The sequence below is a fragment of the Halobellus sp. MBLA0158 genome (assembly GCF_041477585.1).
Taxonomy (GTDB): domain Archaea; phylum Halobacteriota; class Halobacteria; order Halobacteriales; family Haloferacaceae; genus Haloquadratum; species Haloquadratum rubicundus.
The window spans coordinates 2,246,680-2,266,381 of sequence record NZ_JBGNYA010000001.1; the positions used below are offsets into that span (position 1 = coordinate 2,246,680).

The 19,702-nt window shown below is 65.1% G+C and carries 19 protein-coding genes; 15 read left to right on the forward strand and 4 right to left on the reverse strand.

The genetic code is table 11. The annotated features are described in order from the left end of the window. The first annotated feature begins 19 nt into the window (after positions 1-19). From OS889_RS11510 to OS889_RS11520, 3 genes are all read left to right on the forward strand, one after another. A complete protein-coding gene (locus OS889_RS11510) occupies positions 20-1,372 on the forward strand; it encodes an aminomethyl transferase family protein (protein WP_372389965.1) in 1,353 nt (450 codons plus the stop codon). 188 nt (positions 1,373-1,560) lie between these two features. Then, the gene (locus OS889_RS11515) at positions 1,561-2,517 is read left to right on the forward strand and encodes an NAD(P)-dependent oxidoreductase (RefSeq protein ID WP_372389966.1); all 957 of its coding nucleotides are present in this window, start codon (positions 1,561-1,563) and stop codon (positions 2,515-2,517) included. Positions 2,518-3,311: 794 nt separating this feature from the next. Then, complete coding sequence (locus tag OS889_RS11520) at positions 3,312-4,073, forward strand: IclR family transcriptional regulator (RefSeq protein WP_372389967.1); 762 nt, start codon at positions 3,312-3,314, stop codon at positions 4,071-4,073. A gap of 196 nt (positions 4,074-4,269) precedes the next feature. Here OS889_RS11520 and OS889_RS11525 read toward each other — a convergent pair whose 3' ends face one another. Then, positions 4,270-4,671 carry an acyl-CoA thioesterase gene (locus OS889_RS11525; RefSeq protein ID WP_372389969.1) on the reverse strand — a complete coding sequence of 134 codons (402 nt, stop codon included), beginning with the start codon at positions 4,669-4,671 and terminating at the stop codon, positions 4,270-4,272. 108 nt (positions 4,672-4,779) lie between these two features. Here OS889_RS11525 and OS889_RS11530 point away from each other — a divergent pair, with 108 nt between their 5' ends. From OS889_RS11530 to OS889_RS11575, 10 genes are all read left to right on the forward strand, one after another. Then, entirely contained in the window at positions 4,780-6,129 is a 1,350-nt protein-coding gene (locus OS889_RS11530; protein ID WP_372389970.1) for an aminomethyl transferase family protein, read from the forward strand. 180 nt (positions 6,130-6,309) lie between these two features. Then, positions 6,310-7,164, forward strand: coding sequence for a methylenetetrahydrofolate reductase (locus tag OS889_RS11535; protein WP_372389971.1), 855 nt, complete (start codon positions 6,310-6,312; stop codon positions 7,162-7,164). Between the two features lie 228 nt (positions 7,165-7,392). Next, a complete protein-coding gene (locus OS889_RS11540) occupies positions 7,393-8,139 on the forward strand; it encodes an ABC transporter ATP-binding protein (RefSeq protein WP_372389972.1) in 747 nt (248 codons plus the stop codon). After that, positions 8,132-8,842 carry an ABC transporter ATP-binding protein gene (locus OS889_RS11545; RefSeq protein WP_372389973.1) on the forward strand — a complete coding sequence of 237 codons (711 nt, stop codon included), beginning with the start codon at positions 8,132-8,134 and terminating at the stop codon, positions 8,840-8,842. The genes OS889_RS11540 and OS889_RS11545 overlap by 8 nt, the downstream gene beginning before the upstream one ends. Before the next feature lie 198 nt (positions 8,843-9,040). Further along, positions 9,041-9,928 (forward strand): branched-chain amino acid ABC transporter permease, encoded by an 888-nt coding sequence (locus OS889_RS11550; protein ID WP_372389974.1) that lies wholly within the window; start codon positions 9,041-9,043, stop codon positions 9,926-9,928. Beyond that, positions 9,925-10,893 (forward strand): branched-chain amino acid ABC transporter permease, encoded by a 969-nt coding sequence (locus tag OS889_RS11555; protein ID WP_372389976.1) that lies wholly within the window; start codon positions 9,925-9,927, stop codon positions 10,891-10,893. The genes OS889_RS11550 and OS889_RS11555 overlap by 4 nt, the downstream gene beginning before the upstream one ends. An 88-nt stretch (positions 10,894-10,981) precedes the next feature. Further along, on the forward strand, positions 10,982-11,347 hold the full coding sequence (locus OS889_RS11560) for a VOC family protein (RefSeq protein WP_372389978.1): 366 nt from the start codon (positions 10,982-10,984) through the stop codon (positions 11,345-11,347). A 111-nt stretch (positions 11,348-11,458) separates the two neighbouring features. Next, positions 11,459-12,244, forward strand: a complete 786-nt coding sequence (locus tag OS889_RS11565; RefSeq protein ID WP_372389980.1) for an HpcH/HpaI aldolase family protein — start codon at positions 11,459-11,461, stop codon at positions 12,242-12,244. Positions 12,245-12,346: 102 nt separating this feature from the next. Continuing rightward, on the forward strand, positions 12,347-13,279 hold the full coding sequence (locus OS889_RS11570) for a VOC family protein (protein WP_372389981.1): 933 nt from the start codon (positions 12,347-12,349) through the stop codon (positions 13,277-13,279). Positions 13,280-13,399: 120 nt separating this feature from the next. Beyond that, positions 13,400-14,710, forward strand: coding sequence for an ABC transporter substrate-binding protein (locus OS889_RS11575; protein WP_372389983.1), 1,311 nt, complete (start codon positions 13,400-13,402; stop codon positions 14,708-14,710). A gap of 133 nt (positions 14,711-14,843) precedes the next feature. On the opposite strand, the gene OS889_RS11580 is transcribed toward OS889_RS11575, so the two are convergent. Both OS889_RS11580 and OS889_RS11585 read right to left on the reverse strand, forming a co-directional pair. Continuing rightward, entirely contained in the window at positions 14,844-15,809 is a 966-nt protein-coding gene (locus OS889_RS11580) for an alpha-ketoacid dehydrogenase subunit beta (protein ID WP_372389985.1), read from the reverse strand. A gap of 3 nt (positions 15,810-15,812) precedes the next feature. Further along, positions 15,813-16,961 (reverse strand): thiamine pyrophosphate-dependent enzyme, encoded by a 1,149-nt coding sequence (locus OS889_RS11585; RefSeq protein ID WP_372389986.1) that lies wholly within the window; start codon positions 16,959-16,961, stop codon positions 15,813-15,815. Between the two features lie 197 nt (positions 16,962-17,158). Here OS889_RS11585 and OS889_RS11590 point away from each other — a divergent pair, with 197 nt between their 5' ends. Further along, positions 17,159-18,247 carry an amidohydrolase family protein gene (locus tag OS889_RS11590; protein ID WP_372389987.1) on the forward strand — a complete coding sequence of 363 codons (1,089 nt, stop codon included), beginning with the start codon at positions 17,159-17,161 and terminating at the stop codon, positions 18,245-18,247. Beyond that, the gene (locus OS889_RS11595) at positions 18,244-18,624 is read left to right on the forward strand and encodes a Rieske (2Fe-2S) protein (RefSeq protein WP_372389988.1); all 381 of its coding nucleotides are present in this window, start codon (positions 18,244-18,246) and stop codon (positions 18,622-18,624) included. Before OS889_RS11590 ends, OS889_RS11595 begins: the two co-directional genes overlap by 4 nt. 58 nt (positions 18,625-18,682) lie before the next feature. Here the strand turns inward: OS889_RS11595 and OS889_RS11600 are convergent, their stop codons facing one another. Continuing rightward, complete coding sequence (locus OS889_RS11600; RefSeq protein WP_372389990.1) at positions 18,683-19,702, reverse strand: ABC transporter substrate-binding protein; 1,020 nt, start codon at positions 19,700-19,702, stop codon at positions 18,683-18,685.

Sequence of the window (19,702 nt, forward strand, 5' to 3'; positions counted from 1 at the left end):
ACTAAGGTGGAATACTACAATGAGCGAAAGAGCGTGGTCCTTCAGCGATAGTATGGCAGAGGCCGTCGAAAAGGCCGGCAGTCCCGTCGAACTCACCCGTGACCTGGGCGTCGGACAGTTCACCAAGGTCCCCGACGAGATCACAAACTGGATCGAAGAGCAGCGGTCCTGGCGCGAGAGCGTCGCCTTCGCCGACCAGTCGTATCACATGACCGACCACTACGTCGAGGGCCCCGACGCGCTCGACCTCTACAAGGACTTCGCGGTCAACAGCTTCGAGAACACCGAGCCCGGCAAGGCGAAGCAGCTCGTCGTCGCCAACCCCAACGGCAACTACATCGGCGACGCGATCTGGTTCCACCTCGAAGAGGACAAATTCCTGAGCGTCGGCAGCCGCCCCGCCCACAACTGGCTCCAGTACCAGATCGAGACGGGCGACTACGACGTCGACGGACACATCCAGGGACGTCCGGTCCAGACCGGAGACGACCCGAACAACTTCCGCTTCCAGGTCCAGGGTCCGGAAGCGATCAAGGTGATGGAAGAGGCCGTCGACGACGAGATCCCCGACCTCGGCTTCTTCAACTTCGGCGACATCTCCATCGACGGCGTCGACGCCAAGCTCCTCCGCCACGGGATGGCCGGCGAGCCCGGCTTCGAGTTCTGGGGCGACTACGAGGACAGCGAGAAGGTCAAGGAGGCCGTGATGGAGGCCGGCGAGGAGTACGACATCAAGCACCTCGGCGCCGAGGCCTACCAGACGCCGAACGCGATCCTCGGCTGGATCCCGCTCGTCGTCCCGGCCATCTTCGAGGAAGGGATGGAGGACTACCTCGAGTGGCTCGACGTCGGCGACGGCCTGCTCTCGATCGGCGGGAGCTTCGACTCCGACGACATCACCGACTACTACTTCACCCCGGTCGAACTCGGCTACGGCCACATCATCAACTTCGACCACGACTTCGTGGGCGCGGAGGCCCTCGAGGACGAGGTCGAAGACCCCGACCGGAAGAAGGTCACCCTCGAATGGGACGAAGACGACATGGTCGACATCTTCGCGTCGCTGTTCCGCGAGGGCGAGACCTACCAGTACATGGACTTCCCGCACCCGCGGTCGGCCGCGTGCCCGTACGACGAGGTCCTGAAGGACGGCGAGCACATCGGCGTCTCGACGGACAAGTCCTACATCTACAACGAGCGTGAGTTCCTCTCGCTCGCCGTCATCGACACCGAGTACGCCGAGCCCGGCACGGAAGTCACCCTGGTCTGGGGCGACCCCGAGGACAACGACAACAAGCGCGTCGAGCGCCACGCCCAGAAGGAAGTCACGGCGACGGTCGCGAACGCGCCGTACAGCGAAGACAAGCGGTAATCCCCCACAGACTGACCAGTCCGGTCCGAACCTGACGTCTGTCCCACTCCCGGTTCGGGTTCCCACGTTTTCGGTTCCCTTTTCGACGAGTCGACGGCAACGAGCCTCGGCATCAACACGATCGAGGAGCCCTGGGCAGCCGATCGAATCCAGAAACTGCAAAGTACCCCGGGGGGCTTCGGAGAGATATGACACGAGCCATCGTCGATCAGGACATCACACCCACCGAGCGGTTGCTCGACCACCTCGACGACTCCTGGGAGGTGACGGTCGGCATCGACGGCGACGAGGAGACGCTCGAGACCGAACTGGCCGACTACGACGTGGCCTTCGTCACCTCTCGGATCCCGCTCACGAAGGCGGTCCTCGACAGCGCCTCGGACCTGTCGCTGATCGGCAAACTGGGCACCGGCATCGACTCGATCGATCTGGAGGCGGCCCGAGACAACGGGATCACCGTCACCCACACGCCCGGCCACAACGCGCTCTCTGTGGCCGAACACGCCCTCGGACTCACGCTGGCGACCGCGCGACGACTGCCCGTCGCCGGCGAGATCATCGCCGAGGGGCGGTGGCGCGACGAGTACCCGCTCGGGACGCGGCTCTCGGGGTCGACCGTCGGCGTCGTCGGCTTCGGGAACGTCGGCAAGCGCGTGGGAATGCTCTTTTCGGGGTTCGACGTCGACGTCCTCGTCGCCGACCCCTACGTTCCGAGCATCGACGCCGAGCTCGCCCACGGGGAGCGGACGGACCTGGAGACGCTGCTCGCCGAGAGCGACGTCGTGATCCTCACCCCCGAACTCACAGACGAGACGCGCGGGCTGATCGGCGAGGCCGAACTCGATCTGATGCGGTCCTCTGCCCTGCTGGTGAACGTCTCTCGGGGTCCCGTCGTGGAGGAGGCGGCCCTCGTCGACGCGCTCCGGAACGGTGACATCGCGGGCGCCGGCCTCGACGTCTTCGAGCACGAGCCCGTCCCGGCCGATTCGCCGCTGCAGGACCTGGACAACGCCGTGCTCACGCCGCACATCGCGGCGATGACCGCCGAGTGCCGCGCTGGGAACATCGACCAGCTCGCGGAGAACGTCACCCGACTCTTCGCGGGCGAGGACGTCCTCGACCGCTACGTCCCGGTCGATCCCTGAGGCCTGCCCCGGGACCCCCCCTGGGATACACCGGGAACCACGATCATATCATAATAAAATAACATCCGGTATGCTCGGTTTTTCTATGGATTCGTTTGTGAGCCTTCTCCCATAACGCGACGGAGTAGCAGCGCGGGGACGGAATCACAGCGGGGAACGAGCATCGAGATCACCTGAGAGGCCACCGTTGTGCATCACCGCTCGTCCTCGCAGACCATCTCGGGCGTGTACGATCGGCGCGGGCCGCGACAGCGTCGGATCGGTGGGGGATAACATATACTATTATTTACTTATCCGATATGCTCGATTTAGGTCAGTGCCGGACGACTCGCGGAACGGATGATCGACGGTATCGACGTGAGAATAACGTTCGTACACGCATTATCGATCCCGATTCGAAACTCCTGGAGCCGAGACTCACAGGAGTACGTGTGTTATCTCGACCGAATAGCGCGTACAGATGGGATATTTTGTTCTCGTATAACGAATTTATCTCCGAATATATCGGTTCAATGGGTTCGGGCCCCGATAGCGGGTACGAACGACTGAGTCGCGAACGCGAGGTCGATCTATGGAGGCGGCGTATGGCGAACCCTTTGGGACGTGCCCCCGCACGACAACAAGCCACTGGAAAGAATCGAAGTGAGTCGCGCGAACCGATAACTTTCCTTATCATTTAGGATGGTTGTGTTCCCGGAGAGGCGAACCACCGTATCCTGGGCCTGAGACGGTCGAATCGGACGTTTCTCCGAACAAATCGGAAGGTTCACAATCATCGAAGACGTTGATGAGGTATGCCTACGGATCGGACATCGCTGACGACCGTCACGCGCGCGTTCGAGATCCTGGACCTGCTCTGGGAACTCGACGGGGCGGGGCCCTCGGAGCTAGCGACGCAGATGGACCTCCCCGACAGCACCGTCTACGACTATCTGCGATCGCTGAGCGAGACGCGCTATGTGACCCGCGAGGACGGCGAGTACCGGCTGAGCTCGTACTTCCTCACGATCGGCGGGAAGATGAAACACCGGAACCGCCTGTTCCAGGTGGCAAAGCCCGAGATGAAGCGCGTCGTCTCGGAGACCGACGAGCTCGTCGGCCTGACGATCGAAAACGACGGCCGAGCGGTCGTGTACCACCAGGAAGAGGGCCGCCAAGCGCTGAGTCTCGGGACCTACACCGGCGCCGCGACGCCGATGCACACGGTCGCGACGGGGAAAGCCATCCTCGCGTATCTGCCGGACGAGCGCGTCGAAGAGATCATCGCCGAGCGCGGGCTCGAACAGCGGACCGAGTACACGATCACCGATCCCGACGAACTGAAAGCGGAACTGGAACAGATCCGCGAGGACGGCTACGCCGTCGACTGGAACGAGCAGGTCATCGGAATGGGGATGGCGGCGGTCCCGATTCTCGTCGAGGACGGCGTGCTCGGCTCCTTCGGCATCGTCGTCCCCACCGGTCGGATCCAGGACGAGTCCTACCAGGAGGAACTCCTCCAGAAGCTCCGGGAGATGGCAAACACCGTCACCATCAACTACCAGTACGGAAACTGACCGTGGGCCGGCCGTCCGTCGATTCGCGCCGTCGCTCGGGAGCGGTCCCGAGGTGACCCACAGCCCTCCACGCCGAGCGTGCGCGTCGGCTCCGTCTCTCCACGTAGCGAATATCTCGGATGTTAATGATATTTGACTGTTCGGTTAGGCTCCGACGGCGACAGAGCGGACTCGGCCGTTCCGGGTTCGGACAGAATTACTCGAGGACCGATTCGAGGGGGTCGCGGACCTCGTCGGGGAGGGGCTCCGGCTTGTTGTCCGCCTTGGAGACACAGACGTGTTGTTCGCGGGCGCTGAATCGGGTGTTGCCGTCCGCGTCGGTGGCGGTGAATTCGAGTCCGAGGCTCTTGTTACCGACGTCGGGTTCGACGGAGATGGTGAGCACGTCGCCCACCTCGACGGGGCGCTCGAAGTCGGTGTCCATCGAGACGATCGGCAGGTGGACGCCGTACTCCTCCGGGATGTCCCAGTAGGCCACGCCGAGGTCGTCCATCAGTTCCTCGCCGGCGCGGTGCATCGCGTCGATCAGATTCGGATAGTAGGCGATACCGTGGGGGTCGGCGTCACCCCAAGCGCACTTCCACTCGAACTCGAACATCATCCCGATGTTTACCGCACCACATAAGTACCTTTGCTCACCGGCAGCAAATTCGACGCGACAGACGCGAAGCTATTAATAGAGGACTTGACAACGTCTCCCGAACAGATGAGTACACGAAGCCTGGAAGACCTGCTCGGATCCGTCGATTCGCCCGTCGAGATGCTGCGGTCGCAGGGCCGCGGCGCGTTCGGCTTCCCCAACGTTCCCGACGAACACACGACCTGGATCGAAGAACAGCGCGCGTGGCGCGAGACCTGCTCGTTCGCCGACCAGTCACACCACATGGTCGACTTCTGGGTCGAAGGCCCCGACGCGCTGGAACTGTTTTCGGACCTGGCGGTGAACGGCTTCGAGGGGTACGAACCCGGCACGGCCAAGCAGCTGGTGCTCGCGAACCCCGAGGGCTACTTCATCGGCGACGGGATCCTCTTTTACTTCGACGAGGACGACTTCGCGCTCGTCGGTCCGCCGCAGGCGGCAAACTGGGTGCAGTTCCACGCCGAGACCGGCGACTACGACGTCGCGACCGAGCGCGACGAGACCTCCGGCGTTCGCGACGGGCCGCCGACGAACTACCGCTACCAGATCCAGGGGCCCAAGGCGCTCGATGTAATGCAGTCGGTGGCGGACGAGCCGCTCCCGGACCTCGGCTTCTTCAACTTCACCGACATCACGATCGACGGCCGCGAGGTGACGCTCCTGCGGCACGGGATGTCCGGCGAGGCCGGCTTCGAGTTCTGGGGTCCCTGGGAGGACGGCGAAGCGATCAAGCGGCTCGTCCTCGAGGCGGGCGAGGAACACGGCATCCGCCAGCTGGGCGGGATGAGCTACGGGAGCTCCGCGGTCGTCTCGGGCTGGCTCGGGATGCCGCTGCCCGCGGTCTACGACAGCGAGTCGATGCGCGACTACCGCGAGTGGCTCGACGCGCGAAGCGTCGAGGGCTACTACTCCATCGCTGGCAGCCTTGACGCCGACGACGTCACCGACTACTACGTCACGCCCGTCGAGATCGGCTACGGTCGGCTGGTCGACCTCGACCACGACTTCGTCGGGCGGGAGGCGATCGCCGCGGAGCTCGACGACCCCGACCGGACGCTGGTGACCCTGGAGTGGGACGACGACGACGTGATCGACGTGTTCGGGTCGCTGTTCCGCGACGGCGAGACGAAGCGCTTCCTCCAGCTGCCGATCCCGTGGCGCTCGACGTCCCACCACGACCGCATCGAGAAGGACGGCGAACTCGTCGGGACGTCGCGGATGGGCGCCTACACCTACAACGAGCGGACGATGCTTTCCCTCGCCGTCCTCAACGTCGACCTCGCCGAGCCCGGCACGGAGGTGACGGTCGTCTGGGGCGAGCCCGACGGCTCGGCGAACCCCGCGGTCGAGCGCCACGAGTCGACCGAGATCCGGGCGACGGTCGCGCCGGTCCCGTACACGGCCGACAATCGGTGAGCGGTACGCGATAGGCGGTTCGCGGGCCGATCGGGACCGCCCGCGCCGGGCCTCGCGCGGATAGAGAGCAAATTTTATGCCGGCCCTGCGCCAAGAGAGCATAGATGAGCGCTCACACAGCGTATCGTCCGCTCGGAACGCCGGCGACGGCGACCGGGCTCACACCCTAATTACCCACACATGGCTTCCCAAGGACTCTCCGCGTCTTCGACGCGTACGACCGCCGAATCGCTGCTCGAAAACCCCCGGTTCGAGCTGATGCCGTTCGACAGCTTCGACGACGAGATCGAACACCTCCCCGACGGCGCGACCATCACGATCACGGCCTCGCCGCAGTTGGAACTGGAGGCGACCATCGAGGCCGCAGAGCGCGCCGCCCAGGAGGGCTACGAGGTCGTCCCGCACGTCTCCGCGCGATACGTCCGCGGCCCCGACCACCTGGCTGAGATCTGCGAGCGCCTCAAGGCCGTCGGCATCGAGGACATCTTCGTGCCGGGCGGCGACCGCGAGGAGCCGATCGGCGAGTTCGAGTCCGCCTACGACATGCTCGTCGCGCTCGACGACCTCGACTACGAGTTCGAGGAGATCGGCATCACGGGCTATCCCGAGGGCCACGACTTCCTCTCGGACGAGACGCTGGCGGAGGCGATGGACAAGAAGGCGCCGTACGCGACCTACATCGCCACGCAGCTGTGTTACGACCCCGAGGCGGTGCTCGAGTGGATCGAGGAGATCCGCGACCGCGGCGTCGACCTCCCGATCGAGGTCGGCATCCCCGGCGTGATGAAGTACGAGAAGCTCCTGAGCATCTCCCAGAAGGTCGGCGTCGGCGACTCCGTGAAGTTCCTCCGCAAGACTTCGGGCATCGTGGGGTTCATCAAGCAGTTCATCGGCTCGCGCGGCCGGTACCGACCCGACGAGCTCGTCGACGGCCTCGCCCCGCACGCCGACGAGTACGGCATCCGCGGGCTCCACATCTACACCTTCAATCAGGTCCCCGACTCCGAGGAGTGGCGGCAGAGCCGTCTCAACTGAGCCGGATCCGCCTCTCAGCGGGAGCGTTCTTTCAGTCAGCTACCATTATTCGGCCGTCGTAGCGCGGACGTCCGGCCGATCCGTCGAATCGTCCCCGAAAAGATTATTCGGGTCAAGGTAGACCTCCCCGGTAGGAACTCAGCATGGTCGAACACATTTCCGCAGACACACCGCGCGTGGGTCCGGAACGGCGGCCGGGGGCGTCCGTCGGACCGAGGAGGAACGATGTTGTCGGTTGAGCGAGGCGAGCCCGTGCTCTCGATCGAGGGGCTCACCAAGAAGTTCGACTCGGTGGTCGCCGTCGAGGACGTGAGCTTCGAGCTCCGGGCCGGGGAGATCCACGGTCTCATCGGGCCGAACGGCGCCGGCAAGACGACTACGGTCAACCTCGTCACCGGCGAACTGGAACCGACGAGCGGGAGCGTCCGCTTCAAGGACGACGACCTCGTCGGGCGCCCGCCCTCGGACATCGCCCGCCTCGGGATCGGCCGGTCGTTCCAGGTCGTCCAGTACTTCCCCGAGATGACGGTGCGGAAGCACCTGCACCTGGCGATCCGGGACCCCTCGAAGACCGTCCGGAGCGTGGTCGACGCCGACCCCGAAGACACAGCGCGGATCGAAGAGATCGCCGAGCGCGTCCACCTGAGCGAGCGGCTCGACACGGTGGCGAAGAACCTCTCGCACGGCGAGAAACGCTTCCTCGACATCGGCGTCGTCCTGGGGATGGACTCGGAGGTGATCCTCTTCGACGAGCCCGCGGCGGGGCTGAACACCTCCGAGACCGAGGAGCTAGAGGAGATCATCGAGGACCTCCGCGGCGACTACACCATCCTGATCATCGAACACGACATCGACCTCGTGCGGCGGATCACAGACCGGATCACGGTCCTCCACAACGGGAGCGTGCTCGCGACGGGGACGCCCGAGGAGATCGTCAGCAACGAGGACGTAAAGGAGGTGTACCTCGGTGAGTGACATCCTGACGGTGGAGAACCTCGACGCGTTCTACGGCGAGAGCCAGGTGCTCTTCGACGTCTCGCTGTCGGTCGACGAGAACGGCGTCGTCGGCATCTTCGGCCGGAACGGGATGGGCAAGACCACGATCCTCGAGAGCATCGTCAACCGTATCGACAGGAAGACCGGGACCGTCCGCTTCCGCGACCGCGACATCTCCGGGCTGGCCCCCCACGAGATCATCCGCGACAAGATCGCGTACGTGCCGGAGGACCGCGAGATCTACACCGCCCTGACGGTCCGCGAGAACCTCGAACTCGCGACGCCGAAGGGGCTCTCGGAGGCCGAACAGGAAGAGCGCATCGCGAACGTCTTCGACCGCTTCGAGCGGCTCGACGAGCGCTCGGCCCAGCTCGGCGGGACCCTCTCGGGCGGCGAACAGCAGATGCTCGCGATCGGCCGCGGGCTCGTCACCGACCCCGACCTCCTGCTCCTCGACGAGCCGACGGAGGGGCTCGCGCCCATCATCGTCGACGAGGTGGTCGAGGTGCTCGACGACCTCGTGACGCAGAACCGGGCGGTCCTGCTCGTCGAGCAGAACATCACGCGGACGCTGCCGCTCATCGACCGCGGGTACATCATCGAATCCGGTCGCATCGTCGCCGATGGCGACAACGAGGAGCTCGGCGACGAGGAGCTCCACGAGGAGTACCTCACGGTCTGAGCGGCGCCGCGAGACGCGGCGTTCACGCGCCGTTGGTTTCGGTTCGCTGACGGGTGCGTCTCGCCACAAGAAGATATAATAGGCAGTGGCGTAACCATCCGGCTACCGACGAATGATCATAAAAGATCCGAAAGCAGGAACCGGACGCGGGACGGGCGCTGGACTGGACAGCACCGTGACCCGCGGGCGGTGAACACGATGGTCGAAACGCTGTTTCTGACGCCGAACGACTTCGTCACCTACCTCCTCAACGGCATCAGCCGGGGCATGATCCTGTTCCTCGTCGCCAGCGGGCTGACGCTGATCTTCGGACTCATCGGCCTCATCAACTTCGCGCACGGGGCGATGGTCACGCTCGGCGGCTATCTCACCTACTACATCACGGGCGCGACCGGGAGCTTCTGGATCGGGATCGTCTCGGGGATTCTGATCGTCTCGCTCCTGGGGCTCGTCCTCGAACGGACGATCCTGCATCACCTCTACGAGGAGCCGCTCTTGGGATTCCTCGGGACCTTCGGCATCGGCTTGGTGATCGAGGAGCTGATCGGCTTCCAGTTCGGGGACCAGTCGCGGAGCCTGACCTCGCCGTTCCCGGGGACGGTCGACCTGCTCGGGGTCTCGTACCCCACCCACCGGCTGTTCGTCATCGTCGTCGGCGTCGCCGTCGCGCTCGCCGTCGGCGCGCTCTTGGCGAAGACGCGGTTCGGCCTGGAGATCCACGCGACGGCGAACGCATCGGAGACCGCCGAGATCCTCGGGGTCGACTCCAGTAAGGTGTACACGCTGACGTTCGTGCTCGGGTCGGCCCTCGCGGCCGCCGCGGGCGGGCTGACGGCGCCGATCACGTCGCTGACGCCCGGCGTCGGGATGACGTACATGCTGCTCGCGTTCCTCGTCATCATCGTCGGCGGGATGGGGAGCTTCAAGGGCTCGTTCCTGGTCAGCCTGATCGTCGGCCAGATCATCGCGTTCGGATGGCTGGCGCTCCAACCGACCTACGTCGAGATCAGCATCTTCGTCGCGGCGATGGTGTTCATCCTGTACAAACCGCGTGGCTTCTTCGGGAAACCGGAGGTGTTCGAATGAGCGTCGCCATCGACTCCGCCCGCCGGTACCTCAGCGAAGAGCGGTACCGCTGGGTCGGGCTGCTGTTCGTGATCGGCCTGCTCTTCCTGCCGATGGGCGTCGAGAACTACATGGTCGGCCTGATCACGAAGGCCATCATCTTCGGCCTGTTCGCCATCTCGGTCGACATCGCGCTCGGCTACACGGGGCTGATCACGCTCGCGCCGGCCGCCTTCTTCGGCATCGGCGCGTACTCCATCGCGAAGCTCGTGGTCGACTACGACGCCTCCTACTGGCTCGGCTTCCCGACCGCGATCGTCCTTGCGGCGACGATCGCCTTCCTCATCGGCTACGCCCCGATCAAGCGGCGGATCGGCGAGGTGTACTTCGTGCTGTTCACGATGGCGTTCGGCGTCATCGTCCACGACTTCACGTTCGTCACGACGTCGTTCACCGGCGGCTCGAACGGCCTGGCGTACGTGTCGCCGCCGGAGGTGTTCGGCATCAACCTCGCGGAGACGCTGCCGTTCTACTACTTCTCGCTCATCGTCGTCGGCGCGCTCGTGGTCGGGCTCTACCTGCTCCTCCGCTCGGACTACGGGAGCATCCTCCACGCGTCGCGGCAGAACGAGCTCCGGATGCGGTACCTCGGCTACGACACCGACCGCGAGAAGCTGCTGGCGTGGATCATCTCCGCGGTCATCTCGGCGGTCGCCGGGGCGATCTACGTCGGCACCGTCGGCGTCGCCTCCCCGTCGCTGATGGAGTTCGCGCTCACCGGCGAGGTGATCATCTGGGTCGTCGTCGGCGGCACCGGCACCTTCGTCGGCCCCTTCATCGCGGCGTTCCTCCTGACGCTCCTGGAGGACTACCTCGGCGGCGTCTGGTCGGAGGGCTACCTCATCATCCTCGGGGTGCTCTTCGTCGCGTTCATCTTCCTCCTGCCCGAGGGCGTGATGGGCCGGATTCAGGACCGCGAGGACTGACCTCCTCCGGTCGGTTTCGGCGTTTTCGCCCGTCGACTGTCCTGCGTGTATCGGAATATTTACTGGCGTCCGACCCGACTCTTCGGGTATGATCGGTGAGATCGACCACATCGAGATCGAAGCGAGCGACGCAGAGGAGATGGCCGACTTCCTGAAGAAGCTGGGCTACGAGGAGCTCCGCACCACAGAGCACCACGGCGAGTCCTTCGAGCTCGTCCCCGGCGAGGAGGACGGTCCCCTCTTCGAGATCCACACCGTCGAGGGCGAGGAGGTCCCCGGTATCAACCACATCGCCTTCGCCGTCGACAACATCGACGAGATCACCGACGAACTCGAATCCCAGAACGTCGACTCCATCGTCGGCCCCTACGACGTCGAGGAGACCGGCCGCACGATCACGAACTTCCGCGACCCCGACGGCCGCCGCTTCCAGATCGTCGACGACAGCGAGTAATCTCGCTCCCCAGTTCCTCGATTCTTTCACGGCCGCCAGCCGCGGCGCCGTCACGATCTCGGAGCGTCGGCATCGGAATTTATAACCCGGGCGCTGACCCATCAGTCGCGTATGGACCAGCACAACAGCTTCCGACACGCGATCGAGAACGACGAGGTGATCTTCGGCGCGCGCTCGTCGACGTTCTCCTCGACGGTGATCGAGATCTACGGCGAACTCGGCATCGACTTCGTCTGGCTCGACTTCGAGCACATGGGCCCGAGCCCCTGGGACAGCACCGTCTTCGAGGAACTGACCCGCGCGGCCGACGTCGGCGGCACCGAACTGTTCGTCCGCCTCCCGACCGGCGATCCCTCGCTGATCCGGAAGGTGCTCGACGCCGGCGTCCGCAACGTCTTCATCCCGCGGGTCGACACCGCCGAGGAGGTCCGCGAGGCCGTCAAAGCGACCCGCTTCGAGTACGACGGCGAGCCCGGCGAGCGCGGGATGGCCAGCGGCCGCTCGCGCACCTGGGGACTCGCCGGCGACGGCTACATCGGGACCGAAGACGAGGAGGTCTGCATCGGCGTGATGATCGAGAAGACCACCGCCGTCGACGAACTCGACGAGATCCTCTCGGTCCCGGAACTGGGCTTCGTCTTCATCGGCCCCTCGGACCTCTCGGTCCAGATGGGCCACCCCGGCGACAAGACCCACCCCGACGTCGCGAACCAGATCACCGAGATCCGCGAGGCCGCCCACGACGCCGGCGTCCCGACCGGCGTGATCGCAAACGACCCCGACGCCATCGAGGACGCCGTCGAGAAGGGCCACCAGATCATCCGGATGGGCGGCGACCTCGCCTCCGTCAAGTCCGTCCTCTCGAAGCGACTCGACGCGGTCGATCACCTGCGGTAGGAAGCGAGCCCCCGCCGAGGGCGCTCGCGCGACGCTCGCGACCGCACGAGGAGGCCGCACTGTCGAATGAATTATTATGGACGACGCGAGAGGTCGTGGTGTATGTCGCCGGAGCTTGCCCGTCTCAGTCACGTAGCGCTCGAAACGCCCGACCTCGAGGGGTCGCTAGAGTTTTTCGTCGACGCGGTCGGCTTCGAGGAGGTCGAACGCGAGGGCGACACCTCGTACCTCCGCGCGGTCGACGAGTTCGACCACCACTCGATCGTCCTCTCGGAGGCCGAGGAGGCCGGCGTCGACCACGTCGGCTGGCAGACGCGAAAGCCCGAGTACCTGAGCGAGTTCGAGGCGATCCTCGACGAGGAGGGCATCGACGTGACCTGGATCGACGCCGGCGAGGAGCTCGGCCAGGGCGAGGCGTTCCGCTTCACCACGCCAACGGGCCACGAGTTCGAGTTCTACCACGAGATGGAAAAGCCGGACCCGCCGGCCGAGCGGCGCTCGAAGCTCAAGAACAAGACCTACTCGCGGACCACCACGAACCCGATCGCGCCGCGGCGGATCGACCACGTCCAGCTGTGGGACCCCGAGGCCAACGACTTCCGCGCGTGGCTGAAGGAGGCGCTGAACTTCCGCGTCCAGGAGCGGTATAATCGAGAAGACGGCTCCCGCTGGGGGACGTTCCTCAGCGCCAACGGCAACAAGATCGAGGCCGCCGTGATCGAAGACGAAGAGGCCGCGAACGACCCCGCGCTGCACCACATCGCCTACAAGGTGGACTCCGCCGACGACCTCTTCGACGCCCACGACGCGATGAACGAACACGGCATCCCGACCGACGGGATCGGCCAGCACTCGATCTCCCGCGGGAAGTTCCTCTACGTGCGCGACCCCGTCAGCGGCCACCGGATCGAGTTCAACGCCGGCGGCTACCTCGTCTTCGACCCCACCTGGGAGACGGTCGAGTGGCAGGAGGGCGACCTCGAAGACCGGCAGTGGATCGGCCAGATCGAGTCGAAGGCGCGCGTCGAATACTAAACAGTCCTCGCGTTCGCGGTGGCCTCTGCGAACGGCGCTCCGCTCGGTTCCGGATCGAATATATCGGGAATTAACATCCAAATCTATTTAAGTCTCACCACCTACTTGCCAACCGTTGCCATGGCCAAAGAGACTAGTAGCCGGATCCGAAACACCCGACGACGAACGTTCATCAAGACCGCCGGGACCGCCGTCACGCTCGCTGGACTCGCCGGCTGTTCCAGCGGCGGGAACGGCGGAGGCGGCGGCGATACGGAGACGTCCGGAGGCGACGGCGGCGGCGACGGTCAGACGGGGACGACGACGAGCCCGTCGCTCGACGGCCCCGTCCGCGTCGGCCTGCTGACGCCCCTGAGCGGTCCGTTCGCGCTCACCGGACAGGAAGTCCAGCGCGGCGTCGAGATGGCGCGAGAGCACCTCGGCGGCGAGATCCTCGGACAGAGCATCGAGGTCGTCTCCCGCGACTCCGAGGGGAGTTCCTCCGGCGCGCTCGAAGGCGCCCGCTCGCTCGTCGAGCAGGAGGACGTCGACGCCATCATCGGCCCGTCGATCAGCTCGGCCGGGCTGGCGGTGCTCCCGTACATCCGGGACCAGGCCCAGATCCCGATCCTGCCCACGCAGGTGTCCTCGGTCAACGCCCGCGAGGGCGAGAACTGCACCGACTACTCGTACTTCATCTGGGTGAGCAACCGACACACGGTGCCCGTCGGCGTGGACTTCATCTACGACCTGCAGGAGAACATCGACCGCGACTACAACCCCGATCAGGTCCACTTCTTCGCGCCGGACTACGCGCTCGGACAGAACAACCTCGAGCTGCTCCGCGAGGAGATGAGCTCCCGCGGCGGCGAGGTCGTCGGCAGCACGCTCGCGCCGATCGGCACCCAGGACCTCTCGTCGTACATCTCCGAGCTGTCCAACAGCGAGGCCGACGTGATCACCGGCGTCCTCACGCCCGGGATGGCCGTCCGCCTCATCAATCAGGCGACGGACTTCGGCCTGCCGGACGAGAAGATCATGATGTTCAACTCCGGGAAGCCGGTCGACCAGATCACGCAGGCCAGCGTCGGCGCGACCGCCGACGGCTGGTACGGGACGTACTTCTACAACCCCGCCAGCGAGAGCGAGATCAATCAGGCGTTCATGGACCTGTACCCCTCCGAGAGCGACCTGCTGCCGAACGCCTCCTGCGGGAGCGGGTTCGAGACGATGCGCGCCATCGCGCAGTCGATCGAACAGGGCGGCTCGACGAACCCCGACGACATGGTCGACCAGCTCGGCGGCCTGAGCTGGGAGTCGATCTTCGGCCCGGCGCAGTTCCGCGAGGGCGACGGCCAGATCGAACTCAACTTCGTCGGCGCGACCCGTCAGGACACCGAGTTCACCGTCCTCGAAGAGTACCCGGACATCATCCCCGAGAACCGGTGCTGACGCCGCCTCGCGGCGTCCGCCCGCTCGGTCCGCCGGCCTGAGGCGGTCCCCCGGCTACGCGGTCTTTGCTCGTGAACCGTCACATACCCCGCGAGCCGTCGGTATCGACAGAAAGCGGAAAACCGCGCGTCGGTCAGTAATCGAGGACGTCTTCGATCCCCGCGGCGATCCGCGGCGGGTGCGGAATGTAGTAATCCTCCATCGACAGGAGCGGCACCGGGATGTCGTAGCCGGTGATGCGCTCGACCGGCGCTTCGAGGTACATCAGCACCTCGTCGTTGATCGTGGCGATGATCTCGCTCGCCCAGCCGCCGCTGTAGGGCGCCTCGTGGACGACGACACAGCGGCCGGTCTTCTTCACCGACTCGACGACCGTCTCGCGGTCCATCGGCGAGATCGTCCGGAGGTCGATCACCTCGGCGTCGGCGTCGATGCGGTCGACCGCTTCGAGGGTCTTCTGCATCATCGCTCCCCAGGAGATCACCGTGACGTCTTCGCCCTCGCGACGCACGGCGGCCTCGCCGATCGGGACCTCGTAGTCGTCGTCGGGGACGTCCTCCCGGACGGAGCGGTAGATGTGCTTCGGCTCCATAAACAGCACCGGGTCGGGGCTCCGGATCGCCGACTTGAGAAGCCCCTTCGTGTCGTAAGGCGTGCTCGGAATCACGACCTGGAGGCCCGGCACGTGGGCGTAGGCGCCCTCCAGGCTCTCGGAGTGGTGCTCCAAGGCGCGGATGCCGGCGCCGTAGGGCGTCCGGACGACCATCGGCGCGCTCCACTGCCCGCGGGTCCGCCAGCGAATCCGGCTGGCGTGCGTCACGAGCTGGTCGAACGCCGGGGGCAGGAACCCCGAGAACTGGATCTCCGCGACCGGGCGGAGCCCGAACACCGCGAGGCCGACCGCGCCGCCGGCGATGGCGATCTCCGACAGCGGCGTGTCGACGACGCGGTCGCCGCCGAACTGCTCTTTCAGGCCTTCGGTGGCCCGGAAGACGCCGCCGGTCTCGGCGACGTCCTCGCCGAAGACGACGACTCCGTCGTCCCGTTCCATCTCCTCTCGCAGCGCCATATTGATGGCGTTGATGATAGTTTCAGCCATTGGTCACCCCTTGGGTCGCCGCTCGATGTACGCTTCGAGGTCGTCGAGGTCTTCGAGGTCGCCCTCCATCTCGTCGAGCTGTCCCCGGAGGATCGGCGGCAGGTCCTCGTAGACGTACTCGAACAGTTCGTCCACGTCACGGGGGCCGTACGCGTCTGCGGCCTCGACCGCGGCGGAGAACTCCTCGTCGACCTCGGCGACGAGCGCCTCCTTGTCGACCGCGTCCCAGAGCCCCTCCGATTTGAGGAACGACTCGTAGCGCTCGATCGGGTCGCGTTCGAGCCACTCTTCGACCTCCTCGCGACCCCGGTACTCGGTGGGGTCGTCGCTCGTGGAGTGGCCCTCGGTGCGGTAGGTGAGCGCCTCGAAGAGGACCGGATGGCCCGCGCGAGCGAGCTCTCTGGCCTCTCGCATCGCGTCGTACACCGCGAGGACGTCGTTGCCGTCGACCCGGATGCCGTGGACGCCGTAGCCGAGGCCGCGTTGCGCGATGGAGTTGGCGTTCGTCTGCTTCTCGAACGGCGTCGAGATGGCCCACTGATTGTTCTGGCAGTAGAAGATCGCCGGGGCGTCGAGGACGCCCGCGAAGTTCACCGCTTCGTGGAACGCGCCGGTGCTCGTCGCGCCGTCGCCGAAGTGCGCGGTGACGACCGCGTCCGTGTCGGTGAGGTTCATCCCCCAGCCGACGCCGGTGGTCATCGGGAGGTAGCCCCCGACGGAGATGCCGATCATACAGTTCTGCTCGGTCAGGAAGCGCTGGGCGTCCTCGACCCCGCGCCAGAAGAGGATGATGTCCCGGAGCGAGACGCCCCGCTGGAGCATCGCGCTGGTCTCTCGGCCCATCCCGAGGAGCCAGTCGCCGTCCTGGAGGGCGTAGCCGCTCCCGACGATGCTGGCCTCGTGACCGCGGCTGGAGCCGACCGTGCCCATCTGGCCCCGGCGCTGGAGCTTGATCATCCGCTCGGCGTAGCGCTTCTCGACGAGCATCCAGCGGTACAGATCGAGGAACTCCGTTTCCTCTAGGTCCGGGACGTCGTCGGGGTCGTACCCCCCGTCTTCGTCGACGATCTGGTACTTCTCCACCGGGAGATCCTCCTGTGAGATCCAGGGAGCGTCCAGATCGATCGCCTCCTGTGATGTGTTTGTGACCATAGTGCGTGCCGTGCGTACTGGGGTCAACCGCAGGCCGCACAATAAGTATATCGCACCTTCGTCTATGATAGATTTCCAACTCGATCGTCCCGGCGGCAAAATTTAAATAAACATAAATTAACGATTGGAACGATGGTCCCGACCCAACCGATCCGGGAGAACGGGCGTATCGCCGCCACAGGCGGGGTGACAGCGCGATGATCGACGCCGAAGCGGAGACGGTCGTCGACTGCGACTGGCACTACCAGGACTCGTTCAAGGAGGTCGCCGAGTATATGCCCGAGCCCTGGCACACCAAGTACAAGAACAGCTTCTGGGAGGACAGCGGCGTCACCCAGGCGCTGAGTTCGTTCTTCCCGACGTCGACGGGGGATCGGCAGAACTACGGGAAAGTCCTCCGAGAACACTCGAACTACCCCGAAGAGCCCGAGGACCCCGAGCGCGTCACCGAGGGAATGGACTTCCTCGACATCGACGTCTCCCTGCAGATCTCGCATCTCATCCTCGCGATGGGCGGGGTCACCGCCGACGACGAGCGCGTCCAAGCGTTCACCAAAGGCTACATCGAGTACATGCTCGAAGAGGTCCTGGACCCCGACGAGGGCGTCTACGGCCTCGCCCCGATGCCCTACGGCGACGTCGAAGCCTCCCTCGACATCTTAGAGCGCGTCGAGGACGAGGAAGCCTACGTCGGCGCGTGCTTCGTCACCGCGGGCGCGAGCCCCCCGCTCGGCAATCGGAAGTACGACCCGATCTACGAGCGCTGCGAGGAGATGGACTTCCCCGTCGTCTATCACACGGGCGGATCAGGTCTCGACGAGTACGTCCGCGCCGGCTACCAGGAAATGATCGAGACCCACACGCTCGGCTTCCTCGAATCGAATATGTCCCAAATCGTCAGCGTCGCCTGCCAGGGCGTCCCCGAGAAGTACCCCGACCTCGACATCGTCTTTATGGAATCCGGCGTTACGTATATTCCCGGTCTGGTGAGCCGGCTGGACGAAGAATATCTCAAACGCCCCGAAGAAGCCCCACTCTTGGATACGCGTCCCAGCGAGTACATCACTGATTTCTACTTCGGGACTCAGCCACTAGAAGTCTCCGCGCGCAACGATCTCTTGGAACTGTGCTTCGATATGATCGGCACCGATCGCCTGCTCTATGCCTCCGATTACCCCCACTGGGACTTCGACAGCCCCTCGATCATCAACGAACTCCCGATGCTCGACGACGACGAACGTCGAGCGATTCTGGGCGGCAACGCCCTGGAGGTGTTCGAGATATGAGCGACGCGGAGAATCTGGTCGAGGTCGGGCCCGCCTCGGAGTTCGAGGACGGCGACGCCGAGATCGTCCAGGTCGGCCGCGCGGAAGTCGGTGTAATCCGGGCAGAGGGCGAGTTCTACGCGATCCGCAATCAGTGCCCCCACGACGGCGGCCCCGTCTGCAAGGGCAACGTTCAGAAGGAGTTAGTTGGGGAATTCAAAGGCACGGGCAAGCGCGTCGACCAACAGTACAGCGACACGGACATCATCTCCTGCCCCTGGCACGGCTGGTCCTTCGAGTTAGAGACGGGCATCCACATCGGCGACGACCGCATCCGCGTCCCCACCTACGACGTCGTCGTCGACGACGGCATCGTCTACGTCGACAGCGGTGACTAGGCGCGATTAGACGGGCGAAAAAATCGAGAACGAAGCGAACCGATCGACCCGTCGCCGATCAGTTCTCGGGGATGTACTCGTTGGTCGCGTACTGCGTCACGTCGAAGCCCTCCTCGACGAAGCCGAGGTTCACGAGCTCGTCCATCGTGTACTGGAGGCTGTCGAAGTCGATCGTGAGGTCCTGCCGGTAGTAGTCGTTGTTGGTCAGGAAGAAGCCGTCCACGAGCGGCTCGGGAAGCTCGAAGTACTCCGCGGCCAGCGAGACGACCTCGTCGCGGTTGTCGTAGGCGTAGTTGACCATCTCGCGGAAGTCCTCGCCCCAGGAGCTGATGGCGTCGCCCTTCTGGTCGAGGGAGTCGTTCGAGGCGACCGTGTACGCGAACGGGTAGGGCTGCTCCCAGGTCCCCTGGCTGTCGTAGACCTTGGTGAAGCCCTCACCGCGCGCCGAGACGGCGAAGATGGCCGGGAAGACGCCGCAGTCGATCCGGCCGTCGTTGATCGCGGAGACGAACGTCGGGAACGGCAGCTCGACGATCTCGGCGTCGTTCTCGGGGTCGAGGCCGACCTGCTGCATCTTCTTGACGACCAGCGCGTGGACGCCCGTGCCGGTGGCGTTGATGCCGATGTTAGCGCCCTCCATATCCTCGGGCTCCTGGATGTCGGAGTCCGGGCCGGAGAAGATCGTGATCCCGTACCAGTCGGGGTGGGCGTCCCAGAAGTCGGTCGCGATCATCGAGATGTTACCCGGCACGGCCTCCTGGCGGACGGCGGAGGCGTAACTCACCGTCGACAGCAGCGCCATATCGACGTTTCCGGCCGCCATCGAGTTCAGCGAGTCCGGCGTGCTCTGGTCGCGCTGGACGGTCAGTTCGTACTCCGAGCCCAGGTTCGAGAGCTGGTCTTGGATCTCCGGGATCGCAAACAGCGACGCGATGTTTTCGACCGGGACGGTGAACGCCAGCGTGAGCGACGGCGTGCCGCCGCCGGTGACGCCGGAACAACCCGCGAGACCGGATACGCCAACGGTGCCGAGCGCTGCGCCCGCTTTGAGGAACGATCGACGGTTGCTAAGTGTCAT

Bases quoted from the DNA above. Each gene is read 5' to 3' on its own strand.
- OS889_RS11520 (WP_372389967.1), top strand. From the start codon at position 3,312: ATGCCTACGGATCGGACATCGCTGACGACCGTCACGCGCGCGTTCGAG.
- OS889_RS11580 (WP_372389985.1), bottom strand. From the start codon at position 15,809: ATGGCTGAAACTATCATCAACGCCATCAATATGGCGCTGCGAGAGGAG.
- OS889_RS11530 (WP_372389970.1), top strand. From the start codon at position 4,780: ATGAGTACACGAAGCCTGGAAGACCTGCTCGGATCCGTCGATTCGCCC.
- OS889_RS11560 (WP_372389978.1), top strand. From the start codon at position 10,982: ATGATCGGTGAGATCGACCACATCGAGATCGAAGCGAGCGACGCAGAG.
- OS889_RS11550 (WP_372389974.1), top strand. From the start codon at position 9,041: ATGGTCGAAACGCTGTTTCTGACGCCGAACGACTTCGTCACCTACCTC.
- OS889_RS11575 (WP_372389983.1), top strand. From the start codon at position 13,400: ATGGCCAAAGAGACTAGTAGCCGGATCCGAAACACCCGACGACGAACG.
- OS889_RS11590 (WP_372389987.1), top strand. From the start codon at position 17,159: ATGATCGACGCCGAAGCGGAGACGGTCGTCGACTGCGACTGGCACTAC.
- OS889_RS11565 (WP_372389980.1), top strand. From the start codon at position 11,459: ATGGACCAGCACAACAGCTTCCGACACGCGATCGAGAACGACGAGGTG.
- OS889_RS11555 (WP_372389976.1), top strand. From the start codon at position 9,925: ATGAGCGTCGCCATCGACTCCGCCCGCCGGTACCTCAGCGAAGAGCGG.
- OS889_RS11570 (WP_372389981.1), top strand. From the start codon at position 12,347: ATGTCGCCGGAGCTTGCCCGTCTCAGTCACGTAGCGCTCGAAACGCCC.
- OS889_RS11585 (WP_372389986.1), bottom strand. From the start codon at position 16,961: ATGGTCACAAACACATCACAGGAGGCGATCGATCTGGACGCTCCCTGG.
- OS889_RS11595 (WP_372389988.1), top strand. From the start codon at position 18,244: ATGAGCGACGCGGAGAATCTGGTCGAGGTCGGGCCCGCCTCGGAGTTC.
- OS889_RS11600 (WP_372389990.1), bottom strand. From the start codon at position 19,702: ATGACACTTAGCAACCGTCGATCGTTCCTCAAAGCGGGCGCAGCGCTC.
- OS889_RS11515 (WP_372389966.1), top strand. From the start codon at position 1,561: ATGACACGAGCCATCGTCGATCAGGACATCACACCCACCGAGCGGTTG.
- OS889_RS11525 (WP_372389969.1), bottom strand. From the start codon at position 4,671: ATGTTCGAGTTCGAGTGGAAGTGCGCTTGGGGTGACGCCGACCCCCAC.
- OS889_RS11510 (WP_372389965.1), top strand. From the start codon at position 20: ATGAGCGAAAGAGCGTGGTCCTTCAGCGATAGTATGGCAGAGGCCGTC.
- OS889_RS11535 (WP_372389971.1), top strand. From the start codon at position 6,310: ATGGCTTCCCAAGGACTCTCCGCGTCTTCGACGCGTACGACCGCCGAA.